Source organism: Streptomyces bullii, from assembly GCF_042657145.1.
In the GTDB taxonomy this organism is placed as follows: domain Bacteria; phylum Actinomycetota; class Actinomycetes; order Streptomycetales; family Streptomycetaceae; genus Streptomyces; species Streptomyces bullii.
On sequence record NZ_JBHSNY010000003.1, the window covers coordinates 21528 to 37563 of the forward strand.

The following is a 16036-nucleotide window of genomic DNA, read 5'->3' on the forward strand; positions in this document are numbered from 1 at the left end:
ATGCCGTGGCCACCTGTCCCCCGTACCCGACGCACCCCACCGGCCCCGCGGGCGACGCAGCCGCGGGCGGCAGACTGCGGCACGCGCACTGGTGGCAGAGGACGTCGGTGCGTTACGGAGCCCTCAGTACGCTCCTCGCGCTCTCCGGCCTGGTCATCCTGGCGCTCGTCCGCGAGGAGACCGGTACCGAGGGTTTCCTGGTCGGGCTCGGCCTGGCCGTGCTGCCCGTGCCCCTGCTGATAGCCGCCTTTCGGTGGCTGGACCGGGTGGAGCCGGGCCCCTGGCGGAACCTGCTGTTCTCCTTCGCCTGGGGCGCCTGCGCGGCGGCGCTGATAGCGATCGTCGCGAACAGCTTCGCCACCCGGTGGATAGCGACCGCGACAGCGGACCCCTCCAGCGCCGACACCCTCGGCGCGACGGTCATCGCGCCCATAGTGGAGGAGTCCGCGAAGGCCGCCGCCGTGTTACTGCTCTTCCTCTTCCGCAGGCGCGACTTCACCGGGATCCTCGACGGGGTGGTGATAGCCGGGGTCACCGCCACCGGCTTCGCGTTCACCGAGAACATCCTCTACCTCGGCAACGCCTTCGGCACCGACCAGCTCACCGGCGACCGCGGCATCGCCTCCGTCACGGCGGCGACCTTCTTCGTGCGCATCATCATGTCGCCGTTCGCGCACCCGCTGTTCACCGTCCTCACCGGCATCGGCTTCGGCATCTCCGCCCTGGCGACGGAGCGGCAGCGCGTACGGCGTCTGCTGCTCCCGCTCTGCGGGCTGTTGCTGGCGATGGGCATGCACGCGCTGTGGAACGGCTCCTCGACGCTCGGCGAGTACGGCTTCCTCGCCGTGTACGCGGCATTCATGGTGCCCACGTTCGGGGTGCTGACCTGGCTGGTGATCTGGACCCGGCAGCGCGAGCTGAGGACCGTACGGGAGGAGCTGCCCGCCTACGCGGTGGCCGGGTGGCTGACGCCGGCCGAGCCGTTCGCGCTCGGCTCGATGCGCGCGCGGCGGATTGCCCGGCAGTACGCCCGCCGTCACGCCGGGCGCCAGGCGGCCCGGGCGGTGGCGCAGTACGAGGCGTACGCGACCTCGCTGGCGTTCCTGCGCCACCGCGCGCGCCGCGGCCGCGCGGGCGCCGACTTCGTCGTACGGGAACGGGAGCTGCTGGAGGAGCTGTGGCGGCGCCGGGACCTGGCGCGGCCCGCGCTGGACCACGCGGCGAGGGTCACGGCCCCGCCCGTCCCGGTGGTCGCGCCGCCCTGGCCGGTGTACGGGGCGTCCGGCGGCCACGGACACCCGGCGGCGCCGTATCCGGCGCACACGGCGCCGTATCCGGCGTACAACCCGTACAGGTCGTAGGGCCCGGCGCGGAAGGCCGGGCCGTCAGGCCGACGCCCGGGTCAGCCGGTCGAGCTCCTCCTGCGTCAGCCGCAGTTCGGCCACTGCGAGCAGGGCCGGGAGCTGTTCCACGGTCCGCGCGGAGGCGATCGGCGCGGTCACCGTCGGCTGGGCCGCCAGCCAGGCCAGGGCGACCGTCGCGGCGGGCACCGCGTGGGCCGCGGCGATCTCGTCCAGGACCGGGAGCACCCGCCGTCCCCGCTCGGTCTCCAGGTACTTGGCGGCGCCGCCCGCCCGCGCGCTCCGTACGGTCGTGCCGGGCCGGTACTTCCCGGTGAGGAACCCGGAGGCGAGGGCGTAGTACGGCACGGCGGCCAGTCGGGCGCGCTCGGCGAGGTCCCGCAGCTCACCCTCGTACGTCGCGCGCGAAACCAGGTTGTAGTGCGGCTGGAGCGCCACGTAGCGGGCGAGGCCCTCGCGGTCGGAGTGGTCCAGGGACGCCTTCAGCCGCTCCGCGGAGATGTTGGAGGCGGCGATGTGCCGCACCTTGCCCGCCCTCACCAGCTCGTCCAGGGCGCCGATGATCTCCTCCACCGGCACCTCGGGCTGGTCGTAGTGGGTGTAGTAGAGGTCGATGTAGTCGGTGCCGAGGCGGCGCAGGGAGGCGTCGGCGGCGGCCTTGATGGTCGCGGCGGACAGGCCGCGGTACTCGGGGTGCTGGCTGACCTTCGTGGCGATGACGACGTCCGAGCGGTTGCCGCGCGCGGCGAGCCACTTGCCGATGAGGGTCTCTGACTCGCCGCCCCGGTTGCCCTCGGCCCAGGCCGAGTAGACGTCGGCGGTGTCGACGAAGTTGCCGCCGGCGGCCGTGTAGGCATCGAGGACGGCGAAGGAGGCCGCCTCGTCGGCGGTCCAGCCGAAGACGTTGCCGCCGAGAGCGAGCGGGAAGACCTCCAGATCGGAGGAGCCGAGCTTGCGAAGAGACGTCATGCTCTGCGGCAACACCCGTACCGGTAGGCCGCATTCCGCACACGACCGCCGACCGTACCGGCAGCCCTGACGTCGGGGGGACTCCGCCAGGACCGCCGGGGTTCAGGCGACGGCGGGTGTCAGGGGGTCAGGCCCTTGCCGCGCAGCCAGGCCAGCGGGTCCACGCCGTTGGCGGAGCCGTCCGGGTGGACCTCCATGTGGAGGTGGGCCCCGGTGACGTTGCCGGTGGCGCCGACGCGGCCGATGACGTCACCGGTGTTGACCTTCTGGCCGACGCTGACGCTGATGGACGACTGGTGGGCGTACCAGATCTCCGTGCCGTCGTCGAGGGTGAGCACGGTCTTGTAGCCGTAGGAGCCGTCCCAGCCGGCGGAGGTGATCGTGCCGCTGTGCACGGCCTTGATGAGGGTGCCGGTGGGTGCGGCGAAGTCGAGACCGGTGTGGTAGCCGGAGGACCAGTACGCGCCGGCCTGGCCGAAGGTGGAGGTGATCGTGTACGAGGAGGTCGGCAGCGTGTACTGCTTGGCCAGCTCGGCCAGACGCTCGGCCTCGGCCTTCTTGCGGGCCTCCTCCTCCGCCTTCTTCTTGGCGGCGGCGGCCTTGGCCTCGGCCTCCTTCTGCGCCTTCTCGGCGGCCTCCTGGGCGGCCTTCTCGGCGGCGGCCGCGGCCTCGGCGGCGGCCTTGCTCTCGACCTGCTCCTGCTGACGCTCGGCCTGGGCCATGATCCGGGCGCGCAGCGCCTCGCCGGCGTCGGCGGCGCCCTCCGCGGTGTCGACGGAGGTCATGCCGACGTTGCTGAGCGGGGTCGCGGAGCCCTCGGGGGTTTCCTCGCCGGAGATGAGGGCACCCACATTGGGCAGGTCGGGCATGGAGATCGACACCGGCGGCTTGCCGGTCTGGGCGCTGGCCATGCCGCCCGCCCCGACGGCGGCTATGACACCGACGCCGAGCACGGTGGAGCTGCGGGCGAGTCCGCCGCGCTGCTTGGTGACGCGATGCCGGCCGCGTACCGGACGGATGGACTCCTCGGTGGGGTTCCACTCCTGGAACGGGCCCTCGCCGGTGCGGTGATCGCCGTAGCCGAAGGTGTCGCCACCTCGCTGGCCGGGCACGAACGGGGCCTCGGGGGCAGGCCGGTTGGACGCCACGTAGGCGTGCTCCTTTCCTTCCGTCTCCGCCTACCGGGTTAGCTGACGGGTTCGGAGCGGGAAGGTCTCCTACGCGCGTATACAGCCGTGCTTCCACGGCGGCATCCGCTCGATTCACCCCAAGGTGGTGGTTCCCCGGTTCCCTCACGGGATTCGGCGCGTGCGCACGGAGCCATCTCCTGTGACGGCTGGGACGACCGCGCTGCGTTATCGAACGTTAATGGAGGCGAGGTGTGGATTCCAAGCTGTTCCTCTTGATCATTAACGATTTTCGTGGGGACTTACCTGCCATCCGAGGCGAAAATCGGGCGAGTTGACCACGCTTCAAACGACTCAAGAGTTCTGACAGTTCGTCAGTTGTTATGCGGAGCGGGACGAGATGCTCACCGGGCGTGACGATGCTGCCCGGGAATCGCCCGTGCGCCGGAGAAGCACTCAGGGCCGGAACTCGATGAGTTCCGGCCCTGAGCCTTGAGTAGCGGGGACAGGATTTGAACCTGCGACCTCTGGGTTATGAGCCCAGCGAGCTACCGAGCTGCTCCACCCCGCGTCGGTGTGACACCAGTGTACGTCATGCGCGGACCTCCCGAGCACACGCGCTACCGGCCGCCGCCCAGCAGGTGCCGGTTCGGGGCCTTGGCCCGCTCCTCGTGCTCCGGCAGGACGACGACGTCGGCGCCGGCCGCCGCCAGCAGCCCGCTGCCGTCGGCGCCCGCCACGAAGGTGTCCGGCTCGCGCCAGGCCGTGACCACCCGCCGCACCCCCGCGTCCAGGATCAGCCGGGCACACGGCGCGGGCCGCGAGGCGCGGCGGGCGCAGGGCTCCAGGCTGCTGTAGACGGTGGCCGTGGCCAGGCGCGGATCGAGCGGGTCGGTCTTCGCCAGCGCCGCCTCCTCCGCGTGCACCACCGGGTCGCCGCCCTCCCGGGAGTGGCCCCGGGCCAGCTCCGTCCCGTCGGCGGCCACCACCACCGCCCCTACGCTGAACGCGGTGTCCGAGGGCGGACACCGGTCGGCCAGCTCGCAGGCCAGGGCCAGCCAGTGGTGGTCGGCGGCGGAGGACAGCGGGCCGCTGCCCGGGGCCGTCGGCTCGTAGCGCATGAGGACGACGTCGCCGATCGGCCGGGTCTCGACCAGGCGCAGCCGGCCGCCCTGGTAGCCGCCGGGGCCGAAGAGGCGGGGCGCGTCCGGGTCGCCCACGAAGAGCGGGGCGAGGACGAGCTGCAGCTCGTCGGCGAGGCCCTGGCTGAGGAGCTGGGTGTGGATCTGCCCGCCGCCCTCGACCATGAGCCGCCGCACGCCGCGTACGTCGTGCAGGTGGGTGAGCAGGCGCCGCCAGTCGAGATCGCCGCCGAGCGGGACGACGTCGGCCGCGATGCCGAGGGCGCGGGCCCGTTCGGCGCCCCGGTCCGTGGTGTAGACGACCTTCTCGCCGCCCGTGTGCCAGAAGTTCGCCGTCGGGTCGAGGTCGCCGGAGCCGCTGACCGTGACCTTGAGGGGGTACTCGGGCCTGCCCTCGGCGAGGCGCGCGGCGCGCCGTTCGGGCGAGTTGACCAGCAGCCGGGGGTTGTCGGCGCGGATGGTCCCCGCGCCGACCAGGATCGCGTCGACGGACGCCCGCACCTCGTCGACCCGGTCGAAGTCGGCCGGGCTGGACAGCAGCAGGCGCTCGGGGCCGGTGTCGTCCAGGTAGCCGTCGAGGGAGACGGCGGCGGACAGCAGGACGTACGGGTGGGGCATCGGCGCTTCCCGGTGGGTCGTGAGCGGGCAGGCTTGGTTCAAGTTTGAAACAAACTTACACTGGCGGCATGACGACTCGCTGGCTCACCCCCGAGGAGCAGCGCGCCTGGCGCGCGTACATCGCCGCCTCGCTGCTCCTGGAGGACGCGATCGACCGGCAGCTCCAGCAGGACGCCGGCATGCCGCACCTGTACTACTCCATCCTGACCACCCTGTCGGAGGCCCCGGAGCGGCGGCTGCGGATGACCGACCTGGCCGAGCGGCTGAAGATCACGCGCAGCCGGCTGACGTACGCGGTGACGCGGCTGGAGAAGGACGGCATGGTGCGGCGCGAGGCCTGCCGGTGGGACAAGCGCGGCAGCATCGCCACGCTGACCGACGAGGGCCGGACCGTGCTGGAGCACACGGCGCCCGGGCACGTGGAGACCGTACGGGCCTCCCTGTTCGACCACCTCACCGAGGAGCAGGTCGGGCAGCTGGAGGAGATCTGCACCGGGGTGGCGCGGGCGCTGCAGGAGGACACCACGCGGCCGGCCTCTGACGAGGTGCCGTGGCGCCGCCGGTCGACGCCGTCCTGTTCGTGACCCGCCGAGCGGTTCTGCGTGAGTCCCCTCACATCCCAGTTGCTTCAACTTTCAAGCATGGAGTAGAGTCCCCGACCGTGGATCTGCTTCAAATCTGAAGCAGATGTCCTGTACGGCCGGCCGGAGCGAGCGGAAGTCCCGGCCGCCGCCGCACGGGACGTGGAACCGAACGGAACCCGGAGGCCCCCATGCCCGACATCCCCGCCGCCACCCCGCGCTCCCGTGTCCGGGTCCCGCTGCGCTTCCACGACGGCTACCGCGTCGACGCCGACGTGGTCACCTTCCACGGCCTGGCCGACGGTCAGGAACACGTGGCGGTGGTGCTGGGCGACCCGGGCCCGGCCCCCCTCGTACGGCTGCACTCGGAGTGCCTGACCGGGGACGTGTTCGGATCGGCCCGCTGCGACTGCGGCCCGCAGCTGCGCGAGGCGGTCGAGCGCATCGCCGACCGCGGCGGGGTCCTGCTCTACCTGCGCCAGGAGGGCCGCGGCATCGGCCTCTACAACAAGCTCGACGCGTACGCGCTCCAGGACCAGGGCCTGGACACCTACGAGGCGAACGCCGCCCTGGGCCTGCCGGAGGACGCCCGCGACTACACGGCGGCGGCCCAGATGCTGCGCGCCCTGGGGATCCGGGAACTGGACCTGCTGTCCAACAACCCCGACAAGGCCGGCCAGCTGCGCACGCTGGGCATCACCGTCCGGGACCGCGTCCCCACCGGCGTCTTCACCACCGCGCACAACGTCCGCTACCTGCGCGCGAAGGTGCTCCAGACCCAGCACACGCTGCCGCTGGCGGGCCTGACGGAGGTCACGGAGCTCACGGAAGTGACGGAACTGACCGAGCTGACGGCGGGGTGAGGCCGCGGGCCGGAGACAGGGGCGGACCAGGGGGAGGCGTCGGTCCGGGCGAGCGTCGGTCCCGGAGCCGGCGGTCCTACGCCGGTTCCCTGCGCGGCTCCGTGCGGTGTGCGGGCTCGGTCGGCCTGGTGCGCGCCGGGGAGCTCAGCTCCGCCACGCGTGCGGCGAGCCGGCTCCTGCCGCGCGCGAGCTCCGCCAGCAGTGCGCGGCGTTGCCAGTACTGCAGCCGGTAGCCCACGTCCACCGTGCCCAGCGCGACGGCGACGGCCAGCAGAGCCGCGGTCGGCGGCAGGAGGCAGGCGCGCCAGGACCCCAGCCCCGCCGTGAACAGGGTGAGCATCGCCGCGGTGGCCAGGGCCGTGTTCAGCGCCACCCACAGGACGTAGAGGCTGAACAGCCAGGGCCTGTCCTGCCGCAGCCACTCCAGACGCGGCCGCCTCGTCTCCCGCCGCAGACGCCTGAGGGCCTCGCCGATGTCCTGGAGCACCCACTCCGCCTTCTCGCGCTGCTCGCGCGGCAGGGGCCGTGACCATTCGCGCATCCGTTTCTCCAGCCGCACCACCGCCCGCCGCAGGACGAGCGGGGAGGCCGGGTCGGGCAGGGCCTGCGGCCATCTGGCCCACTGGTCCTCGTCCCCGCGCCGGGCCCGCAGGGAGTACACGGCCGCCCGGAACACCCCGACGAGCACCAGCCCCAGGAAGATCAGGGACGTCCCCGGCCCGTGGTCCGCAGTGGACAGGACCGCGAACACCGCCGCGAGGACCAGCGCGGCGGCCGCCTGGAACGTCAGCCCGGCGTACCGCTCGTGGGTCACCGCGTGCAGCTCGCGCTCCCAGCTGTGGACCGACCGCCGCAGGACGCCCCACAGGACGGCGACCGCCACCAGCGGCGCGCACATCAGCAGTTGGGACCAGCCGAGGGCGAAGAAGGCGAACGGCGGCTCCTCCTGCGCCCGCCCCGCGCCCTCGCCCCCGAGGAGCAGGGGGACCGCGCCCATCAGCAGCACGGCCGCAGCGGCCGTGACACCCCCCAGCCACCGACCGGGCCGCCACCGCCGCCGCCCGTCGGCGCCCACCGGCTGCCAGGTCCGCGCCACATGCGCCTCCAGCACCCCGACGAGCTCCTCCAGGGCCTCGTACCGCCGGCGACCGGGCAGATACTGCGCCTGACGACTGGCCAGCTCGCCCATGCCCTCGGGGAGTTCCTCCCGTCGGGGCGGACCGGCCCCGTCCACCAGCAGGGGAATCACGGTCTTGCCGACGCCGAGCGCCAACTCGATCTCCAGCCGGACCCAGTCCCCCTCCAGGTCCAGCCGTCTGCGCCCCGTCTCGTCCCGTACGTCCGCCCAGCCCGGGTGGACGACCACGAGCAGCACCTCGCAGTCCGCCACGCGGCGGCGCACCTCGTCCGGGTACCGCCGCCCCGGCACGAGCGACGACGTGTCGAGGAACACCTGATCGTCACCGAAGTGCCGCGCGAGCCGCTCGCGCACCTCCTGGACGACGCCCGTGCAGGGCCCTCTGCGGTAGTTGATGAAGATCCCGCCCATGCCGCTGTCCCGCCCGCCTCTCGCTCGCGTTGCCACGGTCGTAGCAGACGGGCGGGCCGGGGAGGCGGGGAACAGCAGGTTCCGCGGCACGTGCGGCCGGTGTGCGAGGACGAAGACACCGTGGCGGCACGGCGATTGACGCGCGCGGACGGTCGAAAGGCGCCGGGCGGTCGAAGACAGAAGGGGCGTCCGAGCCGGCCGAAGCCGCTCGGACGCCCCCGTCCGTAGGCCCTGTGGGACTCGAACCCACAACCAATGGATTAAAAGTCTGATGACACTTCATGCCGCGCCATTCCGTCTCGTACCGCGCCGACCCGCCTCATGCCGCCCAGTCCAGGTCAGGGGCGTTTAGCGTTCATTCACTGCTCGACCTTCGTGCCGTCTCATACCGTCTCGTACCGCGCCGTTCTGCGGCTTCCGGGCCAGCAGCGGGCCAGCAAGAAGGGCCTCCGGCCCGCAGGTCAGAGGCCCTTTGCCTGTCCCTCAATTCTACGTCTATGCCTGCCCGTTGTCAGTGCTGGCGCGTAGCGTGGGAGCCGTCCATAACAGCGTCTGCTGGCTGCGACGCGCCCGGCCCCTGCTCCGGTACAGCGCCCGGAGCAGGGGCCGCGTCACGCGCTCGCCGCGCCCGGGGCACGGCAGCCGCCGCGCGCTCCGTCAGCGCCTGCTCGTACTCCGTGAAGATCTCCATGTAAGTGTCGGACGTCAGCGTGATGGTGCTGTGGCGCAACTTCACCTTGGCGTCGTGCAGGTCTCCGCCTCCCGCTTTCACGAGCGCGGCCGCGCCGTGCCGGAGGTCGCGCAGGTTGATCGGAGGCAGGCCGGCCTTCTCCACCAGCCGCTTGAACTCCCGGCTCACCACGTCCGGGTGCAGCCACGAACCGTCTTCCGCCGTGAACACCTTGCCTGTGTCGACCCAGTCCTGCGTGCCCTTGCCTTCCTTGCGCTCCAGCCCGGCCTGCTTGTTCCACGCGTCGCGCTCGGCCAGCTGGCGGACGCGGTGCTCCTTGAGGACGTTCACCGTCTCGCTGTCGAGCATCACGGACGCCATAGACGAGTCCGTCTTGGGTGCTGTCTCGATCGGCGTCCAGCCGTCGACCACGAGCTCGGTGAGCACTTCGATCCGCGGCGGCTTGGAGTCCAGGTGTGCGTTTGCCCAGTCGGCGCCCACGCCTTCACCGCGGCGCAGGCCGTGGTGAGCGATCAGGTGGTAGAAGGCGTACAGCCGGTGTCCCTCGGCCTCGTCGAGGAACCTGCCGAGCTGGGCCGGGGTCCAGACCATGACCGGGCTCGGCGTCTCGCCCGTCTCCCGCCAGCGGGCCACACGCTCGTCGGTCCACAGCAGGCCCTTGGGGCGCGTGCCTGACTCCAGCTCCACGTGAGCCGCGGCGTTGAAGGTGATGAGCTGCTCGGCGATCGCCTTATTGAGCGCTGCCCGCAGCGTTCGCCGGATCGCCTGCCGCGTGGCCGCGGTGTTCGTCTTCCGGTACGGCTTCATGGCGGCCAGCTGCTCACGCTCGCGCGCCAGGCGCTCCCGTTCTTTGGCTGGCGGACGCCCTGGCTTCGACCACTTGGCCCGGACCTCTTGTTCGCGGCGGGCCTCGTTCTCCGCGCGAATCACGTCGGACTCATCGGCGATGGCGTTGAACATGTCCTGTACGTGGCCCACGCTGAGCCTGTCCAGGCGGAGGTGCCCAATGCGCGGCTTCAGGTGCACACGGATGTGGGAGGCGTAGCCGTTGTTCGTGGTGGCGCGCGTGGCCTTGGTCGTCTTCTTGGTCGCCATCCACTGGTCGAGCCACTCGCCGACGGTCATCTTCCCGTCGAGTGGAACGCCGACCCCGAGGCGGCGCTGGACCTCGGATGGCTCGGGGATGTCTACGCGTCGCCGGGCGACGTCTGCGAGCAGGTCGCCGACTCGGCGCTGTTCGTCCGGGTCATCACCGGGAAGGTCGAGGATGGCCTGCAGGCGGGAGAGGTCGCCCTGGGCCTCCGAGACACTTCCGTACCCGGTACGCCGGAATGTCCGGCGCCTTCCCTCGGCATCCGGTGGGAGTTCCTGGCGGATCCCGGGGGCACCGTGGTTCTTGCGCCTCAGCTTGGGGCACGAGGCCCCCAAAAGCTTGCCGTCCTCCCCGCGACACTCGCAGCGTCGGTAGATGCTCCCTGCGCGGCGGGCTGACGGCATGGGGCTACTCCTTCCGTTCACCGTCTCTCGGCACCACAGTCTGGCTGATATGCGCAAGCCCGATGTCCAGAACAAACTTCGCCGTCTGGTTCAGACCTTCGAGCATGGCTGGAGTCATCTCCCCTGGCCGGATCGCGAAGGCCAGACCGTGCTCACACTTGATCGGTAGGATCACCTGCCCTTCGGGCACGTCGTCGCTGAAGAAGTACCAGACTCGGGGCCGCGCCGGTGACTCCATGCAGCCTCCCCCATCTCCCGCTCATGCGTTCGATTTGACCATTAGACCAGCACCTTTGCAGTCGAAAGGCGTGCGGACATGATCGCACCACGGGCATCAAATCTCTACAGGCTGCGCAGAGACGTCACACTGAGTAACGCTTTTGGGAATGCTTGATTCAGCGATCCTCGTCCGATTCCGGGGGGACAAGGGTGTCAATCAGGCGCAAGAGGCGCTCCCGCTGCTCCGGCGGGATTCGGTCAAGCTTTCTCACATAAGCGACCGCTTCCCCCGTTCCGCTGCGAAGCGGATCCACTCCGTGGAACTGTGCGCCGGCCGCGTCCTGCACTGCCTCGATCGGCAGGCGTGCGGCGGCCGCCAGGGCGCACAGCTCCTCGTACACCGGCGGGGTGACCTTCTCGCCGGTCTCAAGCCGGTAGATCCACCCCCGGGTGACGCGCACTCCGCTGACAGGGTCGACGGCTCGCGCCGCGAACTTGTCCAAACCCTGGTTGAGTTCCGCCCTGCGCCTTCGGATCAGGTCTGAGAGCTGCGTTCGACGTTCAGGGTTGCTGGTCATCTCACCGGGGTTGCCGTCCTTAGCCGCCATGGGCGTCATCCTGCCACTCCTGTGGTCTCTGTGATTCACGCGCCGTTCAGGGTCCGTGTACGTCACCGAGACGTACGAGCAGGTCACATGCGGCGTTCATTCAACTCCCTGGACGGATTGTTCAACAGGTTGAGTGATCCCGCTAGGTAGCGCAGAGGCATTGGCCGATTACGGGCGCGCAACCCCAGCCATTCAACGTGCTGGACAAACCGTTCACGGCATGGAATGCTCACAGCCATCTCGTTCAGCGAGCAGAACGAACCATTCCACGAGGTGAACGTGAGCAAGGAAGACAGCCCTCCCACGAGGTACGCGGTCGCCAGCGCCGACCGCCTCAAGCTCCTCATGGAGCGCACCGGCACGGGTGAGCCCATCACCAGCCGCGAACTCGCCGAGAAGGCCGGGGTTGCCCACGGGACCATCGGCGCCCTGATGGCCGGACAGCAGCGGACGGTCCCGGAGGAGAAGGCGAAGGCCATCGCCGCGGCACTCGGCATTGACCTGCTTGTGCTGTTCGTGCCGATGGAACGCGCGGGCCGCGTCTTCATCCCGGCGCAGGTGGCCGTATGAGCACGCCCGCCTCCCTTTCCCTGCAGGAGGTCCTTGAGCTGCCTGCCATGCCGAGCGCTCAGGAGGCCTTCGCCGCGCTCAACATCGGCAAGACCAACGGCTACGAGCTGATCGATGCGGGTGAGTTCCCCATCGAGGTAATCCGGCTCGGCCGGGCCCTCCGTGTCCGCAAGGCCGAGCTGCTCCAGTTCCTCGGCCTGCCCCTGTCCGCTGCTGTCGAGGTCCAGTCGGCAGCAGCCACCAACAGCGACGCCCCCGGGGTCCAGCCGGGGGCGCCTATCGAGCAGCCCGCACCCATCAGTCAGTAGAGAACGGAGCAGCTCATGCAGCAGCTTCCCACGGCCCTCTTCGTGGAGCCCAGCGCGGACCAGCCCATCAACCCCGCCGAGACCGACGTGCAGGCGACCATCCAGGCCCTCGTGTCCGAGCACGGCCTGGCCGTCGAGGAGTTCGACACCGCGCCCCTCGCCGAGTCCATCCGCAGCAAGTTCATGGCGTTCTTCGTCCAGACCGGCCGCCAGAAGGTAGTCGTCTTCCCCCTCGGCCAGGACCTCGGCGAACGCCTGTGGGCCCTGCGCACCCTGCTGCGCCGGCCGGAGGTGACGGCATGACGTCCGCCCCGAACCCCAAGGTCATCCGCGCGCTGGCCGACATCGAGGCCGCCAAGCAGGACGTCGACGCCGACGTGGCCAAGTGCCTCGACTCCGTCGCGGGCCTGATCAGGCAGACCGGTGACCCGGACGCCGTGTTCGACCGCGTCCTGGACGGCTTCGCCCGCGAGGAACTGCGCGTCCTGACCGCCACGCACGGCGTCCGCCTGGCCGAGTCCTCGGCCGAGGCCGTCGAGTCCGGCACCCTCCCCGAGACCCTCGTCTTCTGGGAGTTCAACGGCAACGCTCTCGCCGTGGTCCCCCGCGGGCAGCGACCCGCCGACACCCTCGCCCAGCTGCGCGCCGCCGTCGCCGAGCGCGCGGAGGAGCAGCGGCTGGCCGAGTCCTTCCAGGCCTCCGTCGCCGCCGGGGACGTCGAGGACGTCGACAGCTGGCACGCCCGAGTTGCCGCCGAGGCCGCGCGTTGACCAGCACCGCAACGGGCGCCCGGCGAGGGGCCGGGCGCCCGCCCCAGCCGCACGTCGAGGGCGCCCTGTTCGTCGACCTCGACGGCCAGCGCGCCCGCTACGAGTGCCTGCGCCCCGGCTGCCCGCACCGCCTGGAAGGCCCGGTCTACAGCACCGACCGGAGGGCGGACGGCGAACCGATCGGCATCGGCGGCCTGAAGGGCTTCATCGACGGCATCAAGACCCAGCACCTTGCCCAGCACCACGGGAGCACCCGTTGACCGACCCACAGACCACACCCGACCTCCGGGCGACCGCCCGCGAGATGCACGACGCTGGCCTGTGCGTCCTCCCCATCAAGGCGGACGGCACCAAGGCGCCCGCCCTGAAGTGGACCCCCTACAAGGTCCACCGCAGCACCCCGGACGAACACGACGCATGGTTCGCCGGCGACCGCCCCCGCGGCATCGCCGTGGTCTACGGCGAGGTGTCCGGCAACGTCGAGATGCTGGAGTTCGAGGGCCTGGCCATCCGTGAGGGCCTCCTGGACGAGGTCACCGAGATCATGGAGGCGTCCGGCCTGGGCGAACCCTGGTCGGCCATCCTCAACGGCTGGGTGACCGAGTCCCCCTCTGGTGGCCGGCACTTCCGCGTTCGCCTGGAAGGCTCACCCGTTCCTCCGAACCGCAAGCTGGCCCAGCGGCTGGCGGGCGAAGACGAGTACACCCCCGAGGAACGGCAGCGCGTCGCCGAGAAGCCCGGCACAAAGATCATCCGCGTACTCATTGAGACGCGCGGAGAAGGCGGCTACGGCCTGGTCGAACCGTCGGGCGGCGCCGTGCACGCCTCCGGCCGGCCGTACCTCCGTATCGCCGGATCACCCGCGAGCATCCCCGTCCTCGACGGCGACACCATGGGCGCGATCCGGGACGTCTGCCGGATGGTCGACCAGATGCCGGTCGCCGAGGCCAAGGTGAAGACTGCGCCCCGGCCGAAGCGGGAGCCTCTTGAAGGCGAGATGCGGCCTGGGGACGACTTCGAGCAGCGCGCTGACTGGCAGCAGATCCTGCAAGGCATCTTCCGTCCGCTGCTCACGCGCGGCCACACCACCTACTGGGGGTGGGCCGACGGCGTCGGCGGCGTCAAGGCCACGACCGGACGCGATCCGGATAAGGACCGGCTGTTCGTCTTTACGACGTCCACCGTGTTTGAGCCCGAGACGCCGTATGACAAGTTCGCCGCGCATACGCTGCTGACGCAGGGCAGCACCACCGCCGACGCATTCCGTAAGGCAGCGAGCGACCTGCGTCGCCGCGGCTACGGTACGGAAGTCGCACCCCGCCGACTGCACGCCGTTCCGCAACAGTCCCAGCACTTCAGTGACGGATCGACCGCGCTGGACCCCGGCCACAGGCCGGACGCCCAGGAGGAGTTCGAGGGCGGCCCGCAGCTGCGCGCCGTGCCTGCCAAGCCCGAGCTGGACATCACCAACGAGGCCGACGCCATCGACGGCGTCCTGGAACTGATGCGCACCGGCCAGCTGCCCGACCTCTATACCCGGGCGGGCGGACCGTGCTGGGTCTACCGCGACGACAACGACGACCCCGTGGTGCAGCAGCTGGGCACGGACAACCTGCGCGCGTACCTCGCCGACCACGTCGCCACGTTCGTCGTGAAGCGCACCGCCGAGGAGATCGTGGAGGAGCGGGAACTGCTCATGCCCAAGTCCTGCGCGACCATCCTGGGGCGCAAGGCCTGGCCGCTTCCCGTGCTGCGCGGCATCGTCACCTCTCCAGTGATCCGGCCGGACGGCAGCCTGCTGGACAGCCTGGGCTACGACCGCGCGACCGGCCTGTACCTGGAGCCGCGCGTGAAGCTGCGCCGCCTCCAGCCGCAGGTGACCCCGGACAGCCTGGCCCGGGCCAAGGCCATCGTCCTGGACCAGGTCCTGAAGGACTTCCCCTGGGTGGCCGCCAGCGACCGGGCGCACTTCCTGGGCGCCCTGCTCACCCCGATCATCCGCCCGTACTTCCACGGCGCCACACCGATGTTCGTGCTGACGGCGACCGCCGCCGGATCCGGAAAGTCCCTGCTGAAAGACATCTTCCGGCACTGCTACGGCATCGCCAGCACGGCCTGGCCCGAGAACGACACCGAACTGCGCAAGAGCATCACCACCCAGCTGTACGGCACCGGCCAGCCCGTCGTCGTGTTCGACAACCTGCCCAACGGCTACGTCCTCAAGAGCCCGGTCCTGTCCGCGCTGCTCACAGACGAGGTCTGGGGCGACCGCATCCTGGGCGCCACCGGCAAGGTGACCATGCCCAACGACCGCCTCTGGCTGGTCACCGGGAACGCCCTGCGCACCGGTGGCGACAACAAGCGGCGCGTGTTCTGGGTCCGCCTGGACCCTGACTGTCCCGACCCTGACCAGCGCGACGGCTTCACCGTCGGCGACCTGCGACCGTGGCTGCGCAGTAACTCCTCCACGCTGGTCGCCGCCCTCGTCACCCTGGTCCGCGCCTGGATCTCCGCCGGGGCCCCCATCGTCCGCGTCCGCAAAGGCGACTACAGCGAGTGGGCCTCCATGGTGGCCGGCCTGCTCGACTACCTCGGCGTCGAGGGATGGATGGCCGACCAGAACGAGGCGCGCACCCAGGACGACGAGGAGCAGGAGTGGACGGCCTTCCTGGAGATGTGGCGCGAGACCTACGGCGCCGAGCCGGTCGCAACTGGTGCCGTCATCAAAAGCCTTCCGAACCATGTGCCGCGCAAGGGCGACGAGCCGCCCAGTGCCAACCAGTTGGGCATGTGGCTGAAGGCCCGAGCAGGCCGGTACTTCGGCACTCACAAGGTCGTCATGGTCTACGACAGCCACAAGCGACAGAACCTGTGGCGCGTCGATGTCCACGCCGACCGCGGCACCGGACGGCACGAGCCGTGACCGGCACCCGGCCCGATGCAGGGACTGCAGGGACCGTGCAGGGAGTGCTGCGGGGACTCTCGCAGGTCCCTGCACGGTGCCTGACCTGCGAGTACGCAGGGAGGCGGGGACTTGCGGGGGTTGCCGCCTTACCTCGTATAGCGCGCGCGTCCCATCGGTATCGCGCACCCCGTATAGCGCACGTCGTCTGACGGCAGTTCTGAACCTCTCCGACATGCAGGCCTTGGCCTAAGTCCCTGC

Annotated in this window: 16 protein-coding genes, 1 tRNA gene and 1 riboswitch; of the genes, 9 read left to right on the plus strand and 8 right to left on the minus strand. The window is 70.7% G+C overall.

Annotated elements, in window-relative coordinates; translation table 11 throughout:
- Positions 1–5 precede the first annotated feature (5 nt).
- Positions 6–1361, plus strand: a complete 1356-nt coding sequence (locus ACFPZJ_RS07930; RefSeq protein ID WP_381019042.1) for a PrsW family intramembrane metalloprotease — start codon at positions 6–8, stop codon at positions 1359–1361.
- A gap of 24 nt (positions 1362–1385) precedes the next feature.
- Here the strand turns inward: ACFPZJ_RS07930 and ACFPZJ_RS07935 are convergent, their stop codons facing one another.
- The 4 genes from ACFPZJ_RS07935 to ACFPZJ_RS07950 all read right to left on the minus strand — a co-directional run bounded on the left by ACFPZJ_RS07935 (position 1386) and on the right by ACFPZJ_RS07950 (position 5217).
- Complete coding sequence (locus ACFPZJ_RS07935; protein ID WP_381019044.1) at positions 1386–2330, minus strand: aldo/keto reductase; 945 nt, start codon at positions 2328–2330, stop codon at positions 1386–1388.
- A 119-nt stretch (positions 2331–2449) separates the two neighbouring features.
- Positions 2450–3478, minus strand: a complete 1029-nt coding sequence (locus ACFPZJ_RS07940; protein WP_381019046.1) for a M23 family metallopeptidase — start codon at positions 3476–3478, stop codon at positions 2450–2452.
- A gap of 12 nt (positions 3479–3490) precedes the next feature.
- A riboswitch (cyclic di-AMP (ydaO/yuaA leader) is annotated at positions 3491–3647 on the minus strand.
- Positions 3648–3954: 307 nt separating this feature from the next.
- Positions 3955–4028: transfer RNA gene (locus tag ACFPZJ_RS07945), tRNA-Met, on the minus strand.
- A 49-nt stretch (positions 4029–4077) separates the two neighbouring features.
- Positions 4078–5217: a dihydrofolate reductase family protein gene (locus tag ACFPZJ_RS07950; protein WP_381019047.1), complete on the minus strand. Its 1140-nt coding sequence runs from the start codon at positions 5215–5217 to the stop codon at positions 4078–4080.
- A 68-nt stretch (positions 5218–5285) separates the two neighbouring features.
- Here ACFPZJ_RS07950 and ACFPZJ_RS07955 point away from each other — a divergent pair, with 68 nt between their 5' ends.
- Positions 5286–5801, plus strand: a complete 516-nt coding sequence (locus ACFPZJ_RS07955) for a MarR family winged helix-turn-helix transcriptional regulator (protein ID WP_381019049.1) — start codon at positions 5286–5288, stop codon at positions 5799–5801.
- Positions 5802–5989: 188 nt separating this feature from the next.
- Positions 5990–6661: a GTP cyclohydrolase II gene (locus tag ACFPZJ_RS07960; RefSeq protein WP_381019051.1), complete on the plus strand. Its 672-nt coding sequence runs from the start codon at positions 5990–5992 to the stop codon at positions 6659–6661.
- A gap of 76 nt (positions 6662–6737) precedes the next feature.
- Here ACFPZJ_RS07960 and ACFPZJ_RS07965 read toward each other — a convergent pair whose 3' ends face one another.
- The 4 genes from ACFPZJ_RS07965 to ACFPZJ_RS07980 form a co-directional block, all read right to left on the minus strand.
- Positions 6738–8246 (minus strand): toll/interleukin-1 receptor domain-containing protein, encoded by a 1509-nt coding sequence (locus ACFPZJ_RS07965; RefSeq protein WP_381019053.1) that lies wholly within the window; start codon positions 8244–8246, stop codon positions 6738–6740.
- A gap of 475 nt (positions 8247–8721) precedes the next feature.
- The gene (locus tag ACFPZJ_RS07970) at positions 8722–10398 is read right to left on the minus strand and encodes a site-specific integrase (RefSeq protein ID WP_381019055.1); all 1677 of its coding nucleotides are present in this window, start codon (positions 10396–10398) and stop codon (positions 8722–8724) included.
- A gap of 4 nt (positions 10399–10402) precedes the next feature.
- Positions 10403–10636, minus strand: a complete 234-nt coding sequence (locus ACFPZJ_RS07975) for a hypothetical protein (RefSeq protein WP_381019057.1) — start codon at positions 10634–10636, stop codon at positions 10403–10405.
- A 157-nt stretch (positions 10637–10793) separates the two neighbouring features.
- Positions 10794–11225 (minus strand): hypothetical protein, encoded by a 432-nt coding sequence (locus tag ACFPZJ_RS07980; RefSeq protein ID WP_381019059.1) that lies wholly within the window; start codon positions 11223–11225, stop codon positions 10794–10796.
- A 279-nt stretch (positions 11226–11504) separates the two neighbouring features.
- On the opposite strand from ACFPZJ_RS07980, the gene ACFPZJ_RS07985 reads away from it, so the two are divergent.
- From ACFPZJ_RS07985 to ACFPZJ_RS08010, 6 genes are read left to right on the plus strand one after another with little or no spacing between them, the layout of a single operon-like run.
- A complete protein-coding gene (locus tag ACFPZJ_RS07985) occupies positions 11505–11795 on the plus strand; it encodes a helix-turn-helix domain-containing protein (protein WP_381019061.1) in 291 nt (96 codons plus the stop codon).
- Positions 11796–11842: 47 nt separating this feature from the next.
- The gene (locus tag ACFPZJ_RS07990) at positions 11843–12103 is read left to right on the plus strand and encodes a helix-turn-helix domain-containing protein (RefSeq protein WP_381019063.1); all 261 of its coding nucleotides are present in this window, start codon (positions 11843–11845) and stop codon (positions 12101–12103) included.
- A 15-nt stretch (positions 12104–12118) separates the two neighbouring features.
- Positions 12119–12406, plus strand: a complete 288-nt coding sequence (locus ACFPZJ_RS07995) for a hypothetical protein (protein WP_381019065.1) — start codon at positions 12119–12121, stop codon at positions 12404–12406.
- A complete protein-coding gene (locus ACFPZJ_RS08000) occupies positions 12403–12873 on the plus strand; it encodes a hypothetical protein (protein WP_381019066.1) in 471 nt (156 codons plus the stop codon). The genes ACFPZJ_RS07995 and ACFPZJ_RS08000 overlap by 4 nt, the downstream gene beginning before the upstream one ends.
- Complete coding sequence (locus ACFPZJ_RS08005) at positions 12870–13133, plus strand: hypothetical protein (RefSeq protein ID WP_381019068.1); 264 nt, start codon at positions 12870–12872, stop codon at positions 13131–13133. The genes ACFPZJ_RS08000 and ACFPZJ_RS08005 overlap by 4 nt, the downstream gene beginning before the upstream one ends.
- Complete coding sequence (locus ACFPZJ_RS08010) at positions 13130–15796, plus strand: bifunctional DNA primase/polymerase (protein ID WP_381019070.1); 2667 nt, start codon at positions 13130–13132, stop codon at positions 15794–15796. Before ACFPZJ_RS08005 ends, ACFPZJ_RS08010 begins: the two co-directional genes overlap by 4 nt.
- Positions 15797–16036 lie beyond the last annotated feature (240 nt).